Below are 17,396 nucleotides of genomic sequence, written 5' to 3'. Positions count from 1 at the left end.
TATTTATCACTTATTAAATTTGACGGTGAAATTATGTTTTGAATTAGATTTGATTAATGTTTTGGGCGGAATATCACGTTTTAAAATGAGAAAGAAATATTCCCATACCCCACATTGCTTTTTGATATTAATAATTTCCACGATAAAAAATATTTTTATCTTCTTATCAGTTGAATTTTCTGACTGGGGTGCTCTACACGTTTTTAATTATAGGTAAAATATGAAAATTAAAATAATGCCGATTATTGTTTTAACCTGTATGAGTTCATCTGCATTAGCGATGAACGTCTATAAAAATAATGAAACGACGCTGGATATATATGGGCGTTTGGAATATCAGTTTGCACATGGTGATACTTCATTCGCTGGAGATGATGTGCGAAATCAACTGGGCGGGCGCTTAGGTATCTATGTTACTCGTGATCTTCCATTGCTTGAAGATACTAAAATTATTGGTCGTCTGGAATGGCAGGTGAGAACCGAGAAAAACGATAATAAAACCAAGGATAAAGATCTGGATGCTCGTTATGCCTGGCTCGGTGTGTCTCATGCGCGCTATGGTGACTTAATTGGTGGACGTACTCAGAACCCGCTGTATCAGGTGATGAGAATGACTGACAAATATAAAAACTTTACGCCAAATGTTTATAACTACGGTATTAGCACAATTGATACTTCATTCCAATATAACCGTCAGGACGCCACTCTTCAGTGGAATGGTCAATTTGACGGGCACCAAATTCAGGCCGCCTACGTCGCAGGTAACGGTAACAGCGACAATGAAGGGCTTGATAACGGCATGATGATTAGTTATCGCAAAATGATTAAGGTGGGTGATCTAAAAATAACACCAGCCGTCGCTGTCAGTGAGTTTACACGTAAAGAAAACCCGCAGAAAAAAACCACCGATGGCCGTAAGAAACATCAACAAATAATGGGCGGATTACAGCTTGATTACGATGCCATGTCTTTAGCGATAACGGCTGGTAAGCTCTCCATCGAACGTGATGACAAGCCAGACAACGATTATTTCAGTTTTGATTCAGTGGCCTCATATCAGTTTAAACATATTAAAATTCTGGGGGGATATAGCTTCTTGGATGAAGACGGCAAAGATATTTACGAAAAAGAGGGCTGGAGAGCAGAAGCACAGTTAACCGTGGCTAAAAATGCTTATCTATCGCTGACCTATGACAGAGTACTGGCCAATAACAACCTCAAAATTAACGATGACGCCGTTATTCTTGGGTTACGCTACGACTTCTGAGGATAAAAATAATGAAGAAAATAATGTTGTTGCTGGCATGTGGATTAATCACGATGGCCAGTGCTCAGGCTGATACGCTTATTGCGCCACAGCCTCAAGCTAAAATGGACGGAGAAAGAAAAACATTCGCGCTCTACGGTAATTCATACATGCATTACAACAACCATGTGAATACCCGGTTGCGTGATTTAAGCCGTTCATTACTGCCTGATCAAGCGAAAGACTATATGTTCCGAGGAATTACCATTTCCAGTGGGCAATTAGGGTGGCATGTTCCTAACCTGAATTTCCAGAATTCTCTTCGCAAATGGGATGTGGTTATTCTACAGGGTAACTCTATGGAGCCTATTTCAGCCAAAGCCGAGTCACGCCAGTATTTTACTGATTCAGCCCAAACAATGGCGGATACCGCCCATCAAGCCGGATCTAAAGTTGTCTATTTCATGACATGGGCCAATAAGGATAAAAAGGAGCAAACGGACAAGTTGGCGAAAGCCTATATTGATATTGCCAGTAAAACAGGAGGTTACGTTGCTCCAATCGGTTTAGCGTTTAGCCGTGCAATCGAACTTCATCCAGAGATAGATTTGTACCACAGTGATGGTAATCACCCCTCTTTGGCGGGCACTTATCTGGCTGCCAGTGTGCTGTTTGCCACCATTTATGATCAATCTCCAGTGGGGGGCGCGCTGCCGGTAGACAGCGACATGACAGAACAGACCGCTCGTGCTTTACAACAGGTTGCTTGGGATACCGTGACGCAATTCCGCCAACAAGGAAAATAAGTTTTTCCCGCCACACCCTCTTGAAATATCTCCCTTATCGATATCCGTTAAGGGAGATATTTTTTTTAGGGTTGGGCGACCCCATCAGACAGTATTGTCATCACCTACCTCTAAAGAGGTATATTGTTGATTTTATGAAATATTTGATCGATGGAGTGAGTTTTTTTTGAGCTAGTTCATAAAAGCGAATACCCACACAATAATTGTTTGATCTAAAACAAGCATTCTCATTACTACAAATAATTTGCAGAAAATCCCCCTTACTATCTCCACAACCCCACAGGGTGATATCCGTCATGGGGGTCTATTGACCGAATGCGTTTCATCCTATTGCGGGTCTAAAAATATAAAAATAACTGTCTGGTGCGGACATTGGTAGCGTCCGGTATGGAAAAATACACTGGAGTACATATTGTGAGCAAATTTATAAGGCAGATGTCGGTAGGGATATTGGCTTTTTTCGTTCTGGGCGGGGTATGGACTTTGTCGGCTGCGCCAACGCCGCCGATTGAGGCCCGTAATGATAAATTCGCCGAGCAACATGTGGATCAATTCACCTCTTGGCTGAAAACCAAAGAGAGTGGACCACGAGAAGATGCTTTGGCGGAAGATCCCAATCTGGTCATTCTATGGGCGGGTTATCCTTTCGCGAAAGACTATAACAAACCTCGTGGGCATGCTTTTGCCGTCACCGATGTGCGCGAAACCTTGCGAACCGCTGCGCCAAAAACTGCAGAAGATGGCCCATTACCCATGGCATGTTGGAGCTGTAAAAGCCCAGATGTTGCACGCTTGATCAATGAACAAGGCGAGGACGGGTATTTTAAAGGGACGTGGGCTAGAGGGGGGCCGGAAGTGGTCAACCAACTCGGTTGTGCTGATTGTCATGATACCGCGTCGGCTGATTTTGCTGCGGGGAAACCGGCATTGGTGTTATCACGCCCTTATACCGAGCGCGCCCTGCAATCTATCAATAAACCGTTTGAGCATGCCAGCCGTTTAGACCAGCAATCCATGGTCTGTAGCCAGTGCCATGTTGAATATCACTTTGCCGGTAAAGATAAAGCAGTGAAATTCCCATGGGATAAAGGCACCGATGTGGAGTCCATGGAGAAATATTACGATGAAATTGCGTTCTCCGATTGGATTCATCCACTCTCGAAAACACCGATGTTAAAAGCCCAGCATCCAGAGTATGAAACTTGACGTGCGGGTATCCACGGTAAAAATAATGTTACTTGCATCGATTGTCACATGCCGAAAATCCAAAACGCAGCAGGCAAAATGTATACCGACCATCAAATCCGCAATCCATTTGATAGCTTCGAGACCACTTGTGTTAACTGCCATACCCAAGACAAAAAAACCTTGCAGGATATTGTGGCCGAACGTAAAGCCAGCATTCAGGAGCTGAAACTGAATGTTGAGAAGCAGTTGGTTCATGCGCATTACGAAGCGAAAGCGGCTTGGGATGCTGGGGCGACTGAGCAGGAAATGCAGCCGATTATGCAAGATATTCGTCACGCGCAATGGCGTTGGGATTATGCCATCGCCTCTCACGGCATCCATATGCATGCACCAGATGTTGGCCTGAGGGTGCTCGGCGGGGCGTTGAATAAAGCGGCCGATGCCCGCACCAAGCTAGCACGTTTACTTGCCACCAAAGGGATTAGCCACGAAATTCCACTGCCAGACATTTCCACCAAACTCAATGCGCAAAAAGCCTTGGGGATGGATATGGACAAGTTGAACAGTGAGAAGCAGGAGTTTCTGCAAAAAGTGGTGCCTGCTTGGGATGAGCAAGCCAAAAAAGCGGGCCGTTTGAGCCAGTAAGAGGCGTTCCGGTGTGGCGAGAACGCCAGCCGGAGCTATTCCAGGGACAAACTGGCTCCAGTGTGGGGCCATAGCAAAGGTGGAATAACTATGCGCGTTTTACGTTCATTCTGTCACGCAGTGTTGCTGACAGTGTTGGCCTTGTATCAGTTGCCGGCACTTGCCACAACACAGGCTGATACGCTGAAAGCAACCGACTCGCGTCATGTTGTTGAGCCGCAGCGTAATCCGGATGCTGCTTGCGTCCAATGCCATAAAGAGCAAAAAGATGAGCTGCACGGCAAGCATGCCAGCGCCATAAATCCGAACACACAATTAGCGGTTACCTGTACTAACTGCCATGGTAAAGCATCGATTTTGCACCGTAATGGCGTCAAAGATGTGATGCGCTTTAACAGCGATATGTTGAATGCGGATAAGGCAATGTACAGCGTATCGCAACAAAACAGTGTTTGTATGAGTTGTCACCAACCTGAGAAATTGCGTGAAGCTTTCTGGCCACATGATGTGCATATGCTGAAGCTTTCCTGTGTCAGTTGTCATCAGTTGCACCCGAAAACCGATCCAATGCATGGTTTGGATGATAAAGGGCGGGTCAAAATCTGTGTGGATTGTCACCGCCGCCAGCAGGAGTTGATACCGAAGGACGCGCCATGAATACGAATCGTCGTCATTTTATCGTTGGTATGGGGGCGCTGATTTTCATGACGGGTTCATCCCGGCGTTCGCTGGCTGTCAGTGGCACTCTTGATGGCGTCCGCTACGGCATGTTGCATGACGAAACCCTCTGTATTGGTTGCACGGCATGTATGGATGCCTGCCGTGAAGTTAATCATGTGCCGGACGGAGTCTCGCGCTTAAGCATTATTCGCAGCCAACCCATTGGCGAGTTTCCGGCGGTGAAATATCAATTCTATCGCCACTCTTGCCAACATTGTGATAAAGCACCGTGCGTGGACGTGTGCCCAACAGGTGCATCATACCGTGACAAGGAGACCGGGATTGTCGATGTTGATCCTGATCTTTGTGTCGGGTGCCAGTACTGTATTGCGGCTTGCCCGTATCGGGTGCGTTTTATCCATCCAGTGACGAAGACCGCCGACAAATGTGATTTTTGCCGGAAAACCAATCTCAAGCAAGGCAAGCAACCGGCTTGCGTGCTGTCGTGCCCAACCAAAGCACTGATTTTTGGCAATCTGGATGACCCTAACAGTGAGTTGGTGAAGCTGTTACATCAACGCACCGTCTATCGCGCCAAGCTACATCTGGGAACACAACCGAAGCTATATCGAGTTCCTTTCCAGTACGGGGAGATAACCGGATGAATCCTGAACTGAATACGCCATTTCATTTTGACTCACTCGTCTGGGATTGGCCGATCGCCATCTATCTGTTTTTGATAGGCGTTTCTGCTGGCATGGTTGTGGTAAGCCTGCTGGTTAAGCAGCGTGTATTGGGGGACGATGCTCCACAGAGCGGGCTGCTTAAGTCCACGGCGATTATCGCGCCACTGGCGGTTATCTTGGGCCTATTTATCTTGATTCTGCACCTCACTCGACCTTGGACGTTCTGGAAACTGATGTTTTTCTACAGCACCAGTTCAGTGATGTCGCTGGGGGTCATGCTGTTTCAGCTTTATATGGTGGTGCTTTTGGTCTGGCTGGCGGTGATATTTCGTCATTGGTTAACGGCTTTACTACAGCCTTATCGAAAATTAGTGTGGGTCGGTACGTTGCTTCACCGGTTGGCCCCGATTGAACGCAAACTCGAACCGGTGATGATGTTTCTGGCCGTAGCGCTGGGTGCTTATACCGGTTTTCTGCTATCCGCATTGAAGAGCTATCCATTACTGAATAATCCGGTCTTGCCGGTGTTATTTCTATTCTCGGGTGTCTCTTCTGGTATCGCCGCAATGGTGCTGTGCTCGGTCACTTTTTTCAAAGAGCCTCCCCACAGCCCAGCCTTGGCTTTTGTGCATCGGTTGGAGAAACCGGTGGTCTGGCTGGAGCTGTTTCTGTTGCTGGCATTCTTCACGGGGCTTTGGTTCGGTGGCGGTCAAAAAGAAGTGGCTGTGACGGTGGCACTCGGTGGCGGTTTCTGGGCATTGATGTTCTGGTTTGGGGTGATAGGTTGCGGCATGGTGCTGCCAATGGCGTTAAACCGCTATTGCAGCCATAACGTACGACATCGGGTTTCATTCTTACTCGCCGTTTCTGGCCTGAGTTTGTTCGGGGTCTTTATATTACGATTTTTCATTCTTTATGCCGGTCAGATGACGGTCGTGTGATGTGATAGGAAAAATTCAGTGGCGAGTAAAATGGCATGATAGGTGAGTTGGGGCTGTTGTCACTGCTGGCAGCGACGTCATTGGCGCTATTGCTCGGTTGTGTGCCCTTTATTGCTTTACATGGGCGGCGGCTACCTTTGCTGTGTTGGTTGCCGTCGCTCAGCTATGGCATCACTTTATTTATCGCACTAACCTTATTGGCACTGGGGTGGTGTTTTGTCACTGATGACTTTTCGGTGCTGTATGTTGCGCAGCATAATAATAGTCAGCTTCCGTTGTTTTATAAGATTGCAGCCATTTGGGGTGGGCATGAAGGCTCCATGTTGTTTTTGTTGTTTGTATTGAGTGTGTGGAGCAGTGTACTGACGGTGTTTCGTCGCCACTATCCACTGCGTTTTGTGGCCCGCGCCCTCGGTGTTATGGGTTGGCTGCTGGTTATTTTGAGCCTGTTTATCCTCTTTTTCTCTAATCCATTTGAGCGATTGTTTCCCACTCTGGCCGAGGGGCGCGACTTGAACCCCATGTTGCAAGATCTCGCGCTAATATTTCATCCCCCCTTGTTGTATCTGGGCTATAGCGGCTTTGCTATCAGTTTTGCTTTTGCTATGGCGACTTTGCTGGAGGGGAGTTATGGTCAAAATACGGCGCACTATAGTCGCCCGTGGGTACTGGCGTCTTGGTGCTTACTGACTGCGGGCATTTTGTTAGGTGCGTGGTGGGCGTACAGTGAATTGGGCTGGGGCGGCTGGTGGTTCTGGGATCCGGTCGAAAATGCTTCGCTATTACCTTGGCTGACCGCCTCGGCATTACTGCATGTGTTAGCTATCAGCGCGCGTCGTGGTTTGTATCATCAGTGGGGAATTTTGCTGTCATTGGTGACTTTCCAACTCTGTTTGTTAGGAACTTTTATCGTTCGCTCAGGGGTGTTGACCTCAGTGCATGCTTTTGCTGTTGATGCTGCTCGAGGGGAGGCTTTACTGGCATTATTTGGCACTGTAACACTGATTTCATTGACATTATTTGCCTTGCGCGTGCGCGGAAATCCTCGTCGTGCCGATTTTAACGTGTTCTCATTGGAAACACTGTTACTGGCAGCGCTGGTGTTATTGGGGATTGCGGCTATCACTGTGCTGATTGGTACACTATATCCGTTGATTTTCAGTGCATTAGGGCTGGGGACATTATCCGTTGGTGCGCCATATTTTAACCAGACACTGACACCTTTTGTCCTGCTAATGCTGTTATTGATGGGGTGTGTACCTTTTGCTCATTGGCAGCAAAGCCCCAAAACAGACTACTGGCGTCTTATGGTTCCTGCATTATTAGCGCTCAGTGGTGGATTACTCAGTTCGGGGTTGTTGAGCCAAACTTGGCATCCGGGAATGATTCCGGGTGTAGCCTTAGCTCTCTGGGCATTGTCCGCCCCTCTTTTTGCACCTCAGATACGTTGGCGTTCATGGCTGATACATGGTGGCGTTGCCGTCAGTTTGTTGGGGATGCTGTTTGCCGCATATTACTCGGTGGAGCAGGGCAGTCGCCTTTCTCCTGGTCGTCAGGCTACGTTGGCGGGATATCAATTTACATATCATGAAACGGAGCTATTAGTTGGCCCAAACTATACCAGTGAACGGGCGCTCATCACGGTAAGCCATGAAGGACAACCCATAGCGACGCTACGCCCTGAACGGCGACACTACAGTGTACGAGAAATGTTGATGATTGAACCTGCTATTGTCAGTGGCCCATTGGCTGATTTTTATGCGGTTTTAGGCGACAGCCTCGGGCGTGGGGAGTACAGCGTGCGTTTGTATCATAAACCGCTGGTGAGTTGGATTTGGGGGGGCACTTTGATGATGGTCTTCGGGGGATTACTGGCGCTATGGCATCGAACCCGCGGCTCCCATGAAAGTAAGGAGGTCAAATGAAACAACGGTGGCCTTGGTTGATTGTTCCTCTGCTGGGTTTGATTTTAGGTATTGTGCTTTACAGTGGCTTAAGCCGAGATCCGCATCGCATTGAGTTAGCAGAGCAAAATCTGCCTTTCCCGGCTTTTTCATTATCTGAATTAGAGCAGCCAACACAAAAACTCACCCGGGAGCAACTGCTGGGTAAGGTGACCGTGATTAATGTCTGGGCCAGTTGGTGCCCTAGCTGTCAGCAAGAAATGGCGGCATTGGCCCAGATTTCCAGCAGGCTACATGGCGTGCAGTTCTATGGATTGAACTACCGCGACTCTCGTCAAGCAGCATTGAATACTCTTCAGCGCTATGGCAATCCTTACCAAAAGAGCTTGTATGACCCGCAAGGGACGTTAGCCTTGGCAATGGGGGTCTATGGTACGCCTGAAACCTGGCTAATTGATGCCAATGGCCTTATTCGCCAGCGCTATGCAGGAGTGATGACGCAAGAGATATGGCAGCAGCAGTTTATGCCGCTATTGGCGCAATCAGCAACGACAGGAGCACCATGAAAACCTTTTTGCTGATGCTATCTCTGCTATTTTCAGCCGGGGTTTCGGCAGATTTAGTGGACACTTATCATTTTAGCTCGCCACAAAATCAACAGCGGGCATTAGCGTTGGCCAAAGAACTGCGCTGCCCGCAGTGTCAAAATCAGAACTTGCTGGAGTCAACCTCACCGATTGCACAAGATTTGCGCGTAGAGGTTTATCAACTGGTAGAGGCCGGGCACAGTTCTGAAGAGATAGTGGCCCAGATGACTCAGCGCTATGGTGATTTTGTTCTTTATCGACCTCCACTGAGAGGGGCAACGCTGGTGCTGTGGTTTGGGCCTGGCGTGCTACTAATCTGTGTCTTGGGGGGTGTCGTGTGGCGAGTCAGGCGCCGAGCTCGCTCACCTTCGCGAGGGGCACACTAATGATACTGGCTGCCGGTCTGGCAATATTTTTACTTCTCATTCTGATGGGCCTTTGGTGGCCTTGGTTGGTGCAATATGGTCGTTTGAGTTGGCGCTGGCCTTTAGGCTTTAGTCTGTTGGTACTCCTGCTTATTCTGCTGGGATATCAACAGTTAGGACATTACACGGCGGTACAGCAGGAGGCTTTGCGTCAACAAGAAGCCAAGCGGCTGAATACGATGCTGGACAAACAGAGCAATGACCCAGCGCTATTTCGGTTACAGCAACGCATCCGTCAGGAACCCGATAAGGGAGAGTTGTGGTTCAGTTTGGCGCAATATTATTTATATCGTAATGAGTTTGAGGATGCGCTGATTGCGCTGCAACAAGCTGAACGTTTGCAGGGAGCCAGTGCGGCATTAGATGCGGCGCGGGCGACCATATTTTATTACCAGTCAGGGCAGAGAATGACTGGCGATGTGGCCTATTGGTTAGAGCGGGCGTTGGCAAAAGATCCTTTGCAATATACCGCGCTGATGCTGCAAGCCAACGACGGTTTTACCCATGCCCGTTATGGTGAAGCCATCGCTATTTGGCAGCGGCTCCTTGAGAGTGATAACCCAGAGATTGACCGCGCGATGATAATCCGTGCCATCACCTTAGCGCAGATCATGCAGCAAACACCTTAGTTCCTCCTCGCATTTAACCCAAATAATAGGCAAAAAAAACCCTTACCAATCTCATTTGGTAAGGGATGCCAATTCGGCCAACACCAGGGAAACATTATAACCGTTTATTTATCATACGATTAATTTGTGTTAGTGACATGACTTAAGTCAACTTTATCTAGATTACATTAATATGTTTAATGTTTATATGTCATTAAAGAATATTTTTTACGAACAGGTGCAGTTGAAGCCATAAGATGGGTTGCTAATACGCATGCGCGTGATGAAAACGGTAAAATAATTGTTGAAAAGTCGTACACATTGGTGAGTTTTGTGGCGATGAATTGACGGAATTTTCACCGGTATGGGGGGAGCACTTTAGGAGGAGATGGTCGCCATCTGAATGTAAAAGCATCCAGATGGCGGGGTAAAACCTGGTATTGGCGAAAATATATTCTTTGCAGACTAACTTTCTGAGCGCCAGTGCGCTAAGATATTAGTTCTATTATATTGAAAACTAATTCTGTAAAGCAAAAACAGTTTAATTAACATAGGGCTATAATAATAGCTAGCCTTAAGTCCAGCTTACAAAACTAACCTTTGGTCTAGGTTTTTTTTAGTTTATCGAATAAGCGAATTTTATATAAGAAATGTCTGTGTGGGGATTCTATACTGTATTTTCTATTGAAAACAATGTGATAAAAATGTATTGTTACATTATGCATTGGGTGAATTTGGTCTGTTATGATAATTGATTATTTTGATAATGAAAGTATTAATGAAGACATAAAAAACTATATTCAAAGAAGAATAAAGTCTTATGGTGATCTCCGCTACTCTTATTTAGTTATAAATAAGAAAACACCTTTGCATCCTACTATTATTTCTAACTACCCATTAGATTGGGTGAAAAAATACAAAAAGAATAGTTATCATCTTATTGATCCTGTTATCTTGACCGCGAAAGACAAAATTTCCCCTTTTGCATGGGATGACAACTCCGTTATTAATAAAAAATCAACAGACTCAGCCGTGTTTAAGTTGGCTAGAGAGTATAATATTGTTAATGGCTATACTTTTGTGCTTCACGACAATAGTAATAATATGGCAACATTAAACATTTCTAATGGCAGTGATGACAGCATATTCTTTGATGAACTTATTGAAATAAATAAAGAAAAAATTCAAATGCTGCTCATTTTTACACATGAAAAAATGTTAGGTCTTTATCATAATAATGATGAAAAGAATCAGCCGTGTAATAATAAAATTGAGAGAGACATATTTTCCCCTAGAGAAAATGAAATTCTGTATTGGGCTAGCGTGGGTAAAACTTACTCTGAAATCTCAATAATATTAGGTATAAAAAGAAGTACAGTTAAGTTCCACATTGGCAATGTGGTCAGAAAACTAGGTGTTTTAAATGCCAAGCATGCAATAAGACTTGGCATTGAGTTAAAGCTAATTAAATCTATTTAACAATGTCGGGCACGACCAGAGGCCAATTTTCAAGAGTACGGGGTTCTATTTTATGAATTCTCCGTATTTTATTTATTAGCTTTTGTTGACTATCAATATCAACACCAAGGTGTAAAAGGTAAATAACCTCATTCTTCTCCGATTCACCTTGGTTTAGCACTGTGATATTCCAGCCAGAGCGTTTCAGCAAGACAAACATTCCTCGACTGACGACAGTGAGAATCCCTTTATATCCATGATCTTTTGCATAATTGACCATGGCTAAAAAAAGTATCGTACTCAGAGAACTATTATTACCCACCATATCTCTGGCTAATGCTTTCTCCACAAAAAAACGACTGGACTCGATAAACCCATCAATAGGCAGATCGACATCCGAAAAATAAGGAGAGAATGGCCCTGTTATCATTGTTGGGTGTTTCATTTCAATAAATCGAACACTACAAACAATGGTGTTATCTATTGTTCCCAATATATAGTTGGTATTCTCATCATCATATTGGTCGCTTTCTTTGCCATCAATGCAGGTCACTTTCCAATCGAGCCGATCTTTGAATGTTATTTTTCTGAGTGAAAAGACCTCGTCCAGCTTTCTTTCCGGCATATTATTAAAGTTTACGTTAAAGAGTTTTAACATAATAAAAACCAAAGTTATTTAGTTAAAACAACATCGTACACGATCTTTGATTGTTAGTGCAAACATTGCGCTACGCGACCTGCCCGCCTAAATGGTAAATAAATGTCCACATGGCTGTACACATATTGTGCAAACCGCACTGAGACCTGTGAGGGTTTTAGGCTAATCATGGGCAATTGATGCGAAGCAACGGTAGGGTTGTGATCTTTTTAGGGAAAAGGTGACATCAGACAGGACTTTTTAATGAGAAATGGTTATAACGAAACAATGTTTCATTTCATGATTGAAAAGGATGTTGACGTGGACAGTAGTCCTCCGCTTTTTACGAATAAAAAATTTGTTTTTCTCGTCGCAACATTCTGTTGCTTGCTTTGGGGGAGCGCCTATCCGGCCATTAAAAATGGTTATGCGCTATTTCATATTGCTCCAGATGATATTCCAAGCAAAATGGTTTTCGCGGGTTATCGTTTTTTATTGGCCGGGATTGTGCTGCTCATTTTTGCAATTGCCAGTGGTAAGGCAATTGGGCGCCTTAGAAAAGGCCAGTATAAGCAGATTGCTATTTTGGGGTTAACTCAGACAGCTTTGCAGTATGTTTTTTTCTATATTGGCTTGGCATACACCACGGGTGTAAAAGGGTCAATTATGAATGCAACTGGCACATTTTTCAGTGTGCTATTAGCTCATTACATTTATAAAAATGACCGACTGACATTCAATAAAATTATTGGGTGCGCATTAGGTTTTGCCGGTGTCATGGTGGTTAATTTCGGCTCCGACTTGATGGACTTCAATTTTTCGCTGATGGGGGAAGGCAGTGTGGTCTTGGCCGCATTCATTCTTTCAGCAGCCAGTATCTACGGTAAACGTATTTCGCAAACCATGGATACGACTGTGATGACAGGCTATCAATTGGCGATTGGCGGGCTGGTATTGACGGTTGGCGGTTATCTCTTTGGCGGTAACTTAAGTGGATTTGGATGGCAGGCATTATTGTTACTGGCATATCTGGTGCTGTTATCGTCAGCGGCTTTTGCATTATGGAGTCTACTGCTCAAATATAACCGAGTTGGTATGGTTGCCCCATTCAACTTCCTTATCCCCGTATCCGGAGCTGTACTGTCGGCCATTTTCCTGAACGAAAGTATTCTCGAGTGGAAAAATGCTATCGCCTTGGTATTGGTCTGTGTGGGGATTATTTTGGTTAACCGCATTAAGCCGAGCAGAGTGTAACTTTTTGCCACAAAACGATTGTTTAAAATGAGAGCATTCCTCACCATTTTTGTCACTACAGCACTACACTAATAAGTCACTGCCAGCAATTATTGCTAGTGATAACTATCTGGCCTCTGCATCACAATGATTGTGTTCAGGGGCTTTAACGAGGGCAAAATCATGTTGATTCAGCCTTATTTATTTTTTAATGGTGACTGTGAAAACGCCGTTAAGTTTTATGCCGAGCAATTGGGCGGCGATGTAGTTGCGATGATGCGTTATAAAGATATTCCTGATCCCGAAAGTTGCCCACCCGGTACTAATCCTGAGTCCATCATGCATGCCCGCTTACAAGTGGGTAGTAATGTGATCATGGCGTCTGATGGTTGTGCAAGTGACGGTGACAGCCCACATAAGGGCTATTCACTCTCAATTAATGTGACCGATATGGATAAAGGCGAAGCGCTATTCAACGGTTTATCTGAAGGAGGGCAAGTGATTATGCCATTTGGCGCAACATTCTGGGCTAAGGGCTTTGGGATGCTGACGGATAAATTTGGGGTCGGCTGGATGATTAATGTTGAGTGACAGATTATGCTGGCATGCCGTGTAATCAGCTACGGCATGCCAGAGTCGCAGTGTGAGAATCAGGCTTTATCCGTCACTATCTTCACCCCAACCCGACTGACGCGATCAGACTCCATTTCGGCAATGGTCCAAGTTAATCCATCCCACTCAATCTGATCACCGATAACCGGTTCGCCGCCAAAGAGATAAAGCACAAATTGGCCGAGGGTTTGTTGCTTATCGACACCGGGCTCCAGATTGAGGCCATAAATCTGAGAGATGTCATGAAGCTTTGCATCAGCATCGAGAATAAAATCACCAAAGAAGCGCTCGTCCAATTGAATGCTGGGGGATTGGCTAAACAGTTTCCCCAGAGCAGGTAGATGATGCTCCTGACCAATGACACACAAGATATCGCCTTCTTTCAGGCGGGTACTGCCATTTGGGTGTAACAGATCCTTTCCTCGAAATAGTGCGGCAATTCGGGTTTCCTCCGGCATTTTTAAATCACGCAAGGCAGCACCAATGCACCACTTGTCGGAGCTGAGTTGGTAAATAAATTGCTCCCACTGATTATTCTTATCAATGTCTAAACCAATACGCGCCACCGGAGCCAGGGCTGGGGGGACCACCAATTTTGTCTTACGCGCAGCGAACGACAGGCTGGTACCTTGCAATAATAGCGAGACCAACACGACAAAAAAGGCGACATTGAAGAATAAATTCGCATTGGGAATACCCGCCATCATCGGGAATACGGCCAAAATAACCGGTACTGCACCACGTAGGCCAACCCATGAAATAAAGATGCGTTCCCGCAGATTAAAACTTGGGAAGGGCAGTAAGCCGATAAACACCGACAGGGGGCGGGCGAACAGAATCATCCACAATGAAAGGATCAGCGCCGGGATGGCAATTGGCAGCAATTCACTTGGGTTAAGTAACAACCCCAATACGACGAACATTCCAATTTGACTGAGCCATGCCAACCCATCGAAGGTTTGCAAAATGCCTGCGCGGTTGCGAATTGGGCGGTTACCTAACAACAAGCCACAGAGGTAGACCGCCAAAATGCCACTACCATTCATGGCCGTGGCGAGTGAGAAGACTAAAATCCCGCCGCTGACGGCCAATAATGGGTATAAGCCACTTGGCAGCTCAATACGATTAATGAGCAACAGCAGCAGCCCACCGCCGCCTAGCCCAATAAAAATCCCCAAGCCAAATTGCTGTATTAAGTGGACCAGGAACATCCAACTGAGGCTGGTTTCACCGGCGGAGATCATGGCGATCAGAGTAATGGTTAAAAAGACTGCCATCGGATCGTTGCTACCCGATTCAATCTCCAGCGTTGCACTGACGCGCTCATTCAGACCTTTACCCCCTAATAGCGAGAAGACTGCGGCGGCATCAGTGGAACCTATAATCGCACCAATTAATAAACCCTGAATAATATCTAAATCAAATAACCACGCGGCGGCTAAACCGGTCAGCCCCGCCGTAATTAACACACCGACGGTTGCCAACGAAAGGGCGGGCCACAGTGCAACACGGAATGATGACGCTCGAGTGCGCATTCCGCCATCCAGCAGGATAACGGCTAACGCCAAGTTACTGACCAGATAGGCGGCAGGATAATTATTAAAAGCAATACCGCCAATGCCGTCGGTGCCCGCCAACATGCCAATACCGAGGAAGATAACCAAAATAGGAATACCTAACCGGGAAGAGAGTGAGCTTAATAAAATACTGGCTCCCACCAGCACTGCGCCGATCAAAAAAAGGCTATTGATAGTGATGGCGTCCAAGGTGGGAGGTCTCCTGAGATAAATATAACGAAATGAAAGGGGGCGAAATTATTATACACAGATTTGCTGGAATCTATGGGTAGATATGACCCAATTCAATGGGTTATTGAGGCAGAAACAGCAATGATTTTGGTCATAGGACGAGAAAAAAACAAAACTGTACAAATAAGAGGCAGGTCGCTCACCTTTAATCGCCCGCGGGGAATCAAGGGTGAGCGTTGTATAACAACTAGTCGCGCTTGATCGTTGCCAAAGCTCTTCGCAGGGCTTCAGCCGTCACGAGTTTTTCCTGTTCAGGAAGATTATCGGTTGAAAATTGTGAGAGTTCTGTAATTAAGACACTGCGATCTTTACCGGTGATCGCGCTATCCAGTGCACCGCTAAGACGGCTAATGAGGGCCAGTAGAGTACCGAACTGCGCAGTATCCGATGTGGGATTATTCTCAATAGATTCTTGCTTATTCATCACAATTCCTCTTTTTGTTGTCACTGCAAGTGAAACAAATCCTGCTAGGAATCAACAGGATAACTGCTCTAAAAACAGAGCGCACAGTGAGGCATTTGCCATCCCGCATCAACATGATGGCCTGACAGTGTAGCGGTTTTATGACCAAAACGGTATGCAGATAACTCAATCACTTAGCAATAACATTATTCGTTTGAATAATACTTTGATTACGCCGTTTGCTGCTGGGGCTTGCCAGAAAACAAGAATTTCAGCAATGGAATACGGCGATGAACCTCATATAAAGCAAACGAAATTAGGCAAACAAAGACCATACCAAGTATGAAACCCAGAGCGTTATTGTCAATTTGTGGCGTGATAAATGCTCCATAAACCAAGGTTAATGGGTGATGCACCAGATAAATGAAGAGGGAGGCGTTAACCAGATAAGTGATACGGGGGGAAGGGTAGTTGAGCAACCGATGCCCAAGAGAATAGACAACGTTGGTCATGGTAACCCCCATTAATGCCTTAATAATAAGATCCAGCTCAAAGGCAAAAAACTCAGAAGTATTAATATGTTGGTTTAGATAGTAGGCACCAAACAATAGCACGGAGGCGACTAATGCGCCGGGCGAAAACGTGAGAAATACCTGTTTAAGTGGGGGATAGATAAAACTGTAGGCACCCAGAAGAAAGAAAGGCAGATAAAAAAGTGTCTCCATAACAACGAAATTGAAAACACTATTAAAGAGAATTTCAGGGTTAAGAAGAAATATTATTCTCCGCACTACTGAATAAACAAACACAAATAGAAACAATGATAGTGAGATTTTTCCTATATTATTCATTCCTTTTATCAAAGCAGGAATTGCGTGTTTTTTATTCTTCATTTTCTGAAACAGATAAAAGCACAGCCCCGTGAGTAATGCGAGAGTTAACAAAAACCATAAGTGTGAAACAACTTCCCAAATAGCAATATTTATTTTTTGATAAATTGTAAATGAGTTCCAATCTTGTAATTTATTAGTGTAATTCTTGAGTAAGAAAAACTGCGGTATAGTAATCAACGGAATAGCGGTAACTAACGGAATAACCACACGTTCTAGGCGGACCTGAAGCCAGCGCTGGCGCTCATAGCGCTGATATAGCATGAACGAAAAATAGCCTGAAATAACAAAAAATACCTGCATACGAAAGGCGTGAATGAAATCGTTCAGGAAGGTAAATGTCAGCGAGGGATGACCGCTGTTAACGGCCCAATGATTGCTGGAGTATATAAGAGAAAGATGAAAAGGAATGCCGAGTAACATCAAATAGGCGCGAATGGCGTCTAAAAAGTACTCCCGTTGGTTAGTATTTTTTTTCATACTTATTCGCTAGTTGTTATCTGAATTAGAATAACCTATCTGATTTTGCCCAGACTTTTTCTTTATAGTAAATATTCATTGTTAACTATATACGTTATCAATGGATCAGGACGACGAGAAACACTACTATAAGGGTTAATAATTTTCCATAGCGTATTTTAGCCTAGCTTGTTAGGCTT

The 17,396-nt window shown here is 45.2% G+C and carries 16 protein-coding genes and 1 pseudogene; 13 read left to right on the top strand and 4 right to left on the bottom strand.

Going from position 1 to position 17,396, the window contains the following annotated elements:
* The first annotated feature begins 220 nt into the window (after positions 1 to 220).
* The 11 genes and pseudogenes from HUZ92_RS03335 to HUZ92_RS03285 all read left to right on the top strand — a co-directional run bounded on the left by HUZ92_RS03335 (position 221) and on the right by HUZ92_RS03285 (position 11,175).
* Positions 221 to 1,267, top strand: a complete 1,047-nt coding sequence (locus HUZ92_RS03335) for a porin (protein ID WP_145579699.1) — start codon at positions 221 to 223, stop codon at positions 1,265 to 1,267.
* 11 nt (positions 1,268 to 1,278) lie between these two features.
* Positions 1,279 to 2,052 carry an SGNH/GDSL hydrolase family protein gene (locus tag HUZ92_RS03330; protein WP_050097172.1) on the top strand — a complete coding sequence of 258 codons (774 nt, stop codon included), beginning with the start codon at positions 1,279 to 1,281 and terminating at the stop codon, positions 2,050 to 2,052.
* A gap of 435 nt (positions 2,053 to 2,487) precedes the next feature.
* Positions 2,488 to 3,885 (top strand): annotated as a pseudogene (nrfA, locus tag HUZ92_RS03325) (ammonia-forming nitrite reductase cytochrome c552 subunit).
* A 90-nt stretch (positions 3,886 to 3,975) separates the two neighbouring features.
* Positions 3,976 to 4,542 (top strand): cytochrome c nitrite reductase pentaheme subunit, encoded by a 567-nt coding sequence (gene nrfB / locus HUZ92_RS03320; protein WP_050097174.1) that lies wholly within the window; start codon positions 3,976 to 3,978, stop codon positions 4,540 to 4,542.
* Complete coding sequence (nrfC, locus tag HUZ92_RS03315; protein WP_050097175.1) at positions 4,539 to 5,210, top strand: cytochrome c nitrite reductase Fe-S protein; 672 nt, start codon at positions 4,539 to 4,541, stop codon at positions 5,208 to 5,210. Before nrfB ends, nrfC begins: the two co-directional genes overlap by 4 nt.
* Entirely contained in the window at positions 5,207 to 6,172 is a 966-nt protein-coding gene (gene nrfD / locus HUZ92_RS03310; protein WP_050097176.1) for a cytochrome c nitrite reductase subunit NrfD, read from the top strand. Before nrfC ends, nrfD begins: the two co-directional genes overlap by 4 nt.
* A gap of 35 nt (positions 6,173 to 6,207) precedes the next feature.
* Positions 6,208 to 8,097: a heme lyase CcmF/NrfE family subunit gene (locus HUZ92_RS03305; protein WP_145579698.1), complete on the top strand. Its 1,890-nt coding sequence runs from the start codon at positions 6,208 to 6,210 to the stop codon at positions 8,095 to 8,097.
* Entirely contained in the window at positions 8,094 to 8,642 is a 549-nt protein-coding gene (locus HUZ92_RS03300; protein ID WP_050139684.1) for a DsbE family thiol:disulfide interchange protein, read from the top strand. The genes HUZ92_RS03305 and HUZ92_RS03300 overlap by 4 nt, the downstream gene beginning before the upstream one ends.
* Positions 8,639 to 9,049, top strand: coding sequence for a heme lyase NrfEFG subunit NrfF (gene nrfF / locus HUZ92_RS03295; RefSeq protein ID WP_145579697.1), 411 nt, complete (start codon positions 8,639 to 8,641; stop codon positions 9,047 to 9,049). Before HUZ92_RS03300 ends, nrfF begins: the two co-directional genes overlap by 4 nt.
* Entirely contained in the window at positions 9,049 to 9,717 is a 669-nt protein-coding gene (locus HUZ92_RS03290; RefSeq protein ID WP_050097180.1) for a cytochrome C heme lyase, read from the top strand. Before nrfF ends, HUZ92_RS03290 begins: the two co-directional genes overlap by 1 nt.
* A 723-nt stretch (positions 9,718 to 10,440) precedes the next feature.
* A complete protein-coding gene (locus HUZ92_RS03285) occupies positions 10,441 to 11,175 on the top strand; it encodes a helix-turn-helix transcriptional regulator (protein ID WP_050097181.1) in 735 nt (244 codons plus the stop codon).
* Here HUZ92_RS03285 and HUZ92_RS03280 read toward each other — a convergent pair.
* Entirely contained in the window at positions 11,168 to 11,812 is a 645-nt protein-coding gene (locus tag HUZ92_RS03280) for an acyl-homoserine-lactone synthase (protein WP_050139683.1), read from the bottom strand. The two genes, HUZ92_RS03285 and HUZ92_RS03280, sit on opposite strands and share 8 nt — an antisense overlap.
* 300 nt (positions 11,813 to 12,112) lie before the next feature.
* Here HUZ92_RS03280 and HUZ92_RS03275 point away from each other — a divergent pair, with 300 nt between their 5' ends.
* Together HUZ92_RS03275 and HUZ92_RS03270 are read left to right on the top strand one after the other, a co-directional pair.
* Positions 12,113 to 13,045, top strand: a complete 933-nt coding sequence (locus tag HUZ92_RS03275; protein WP_050097739.1) for a DMT family transporter — start codon at positions 12,113 to 12,115, stop codon at positions 13,043 to 13,045.
* A 162-nt stretch (positions 13,046 to 13,207) separates the two neighbouring features.
* On the top strand, positions 13,208 to 13,615 hold the full coding sequence (locus HUZ92_RS03270) for a VOC family protein (protein ID WP_050097183.1): 408 nt from the start codon (positions 13,208 to 13,210) through the stop codon (positions 13,613 to 13,615).
* A 59-nt stretch (positions 13,616 to 13,674) separates the two neighbouring features.
* On the opposite strand, the gene HUZ92_RS03265 is transcribed toward HUZ92_RS03270, so the two are convergent.
* The 3 genes from HUZ92_RS03265 to mdoC form a co-directional block, all read right to left on the bottom strand.
* Positions 13,675 to 15,402 (bottom strand): potassium/proton antiporter, encoded by a 1,728-nt coding sequence (locus HUZ92_RS03265; protein WP_050097184.1) that lies wholly within the window; start codon positions 15,400 to 15,402, stop codon positions 13,675 to 13,677.
* 229 nt (positions 15,403 to 15,631) lie between these two features.
* Entirely contained in the window at positions 15,632 to 15,868 is a 237-nt protein-coding gene (locus HUZ92_RS03260) for a hypothetical protein (protein WP_050097185.1), read from the bottom strand.
* 209 nt (positions 15,869 to 16,077) lie between these two features.
* Positions 16,078 to 17,217, bottom strand: a complete 1,140-nt coding sequence (gene mdoC / locus HUZ92_RS03255; RefSeq protein WP_050097186.1) for a glucans biosynthesis protein MdoC — start codon at positions 17,215 to 17,217, stop codon at positions 16,078 to 16,080.
* Positions 17,218 to 17,396 lie beyond the last annotated feature (179 nt).

The sequence above is a fragment of the Yersinia vastinensis genome (assembly GCF_902726565.1).
GTDB classification, from domain to species: domain Bacteria; phylum Pseudomonadota; class Gammaproteobacteria; order Enterobacterales; family Enterobacteriaceae; genus Yersinia; species Yersinia vastinensis.
Note: the sequence above shows the minus strand (reverse complement) of the source record. Positions and strands in the feature narration are given on the sequence as shown.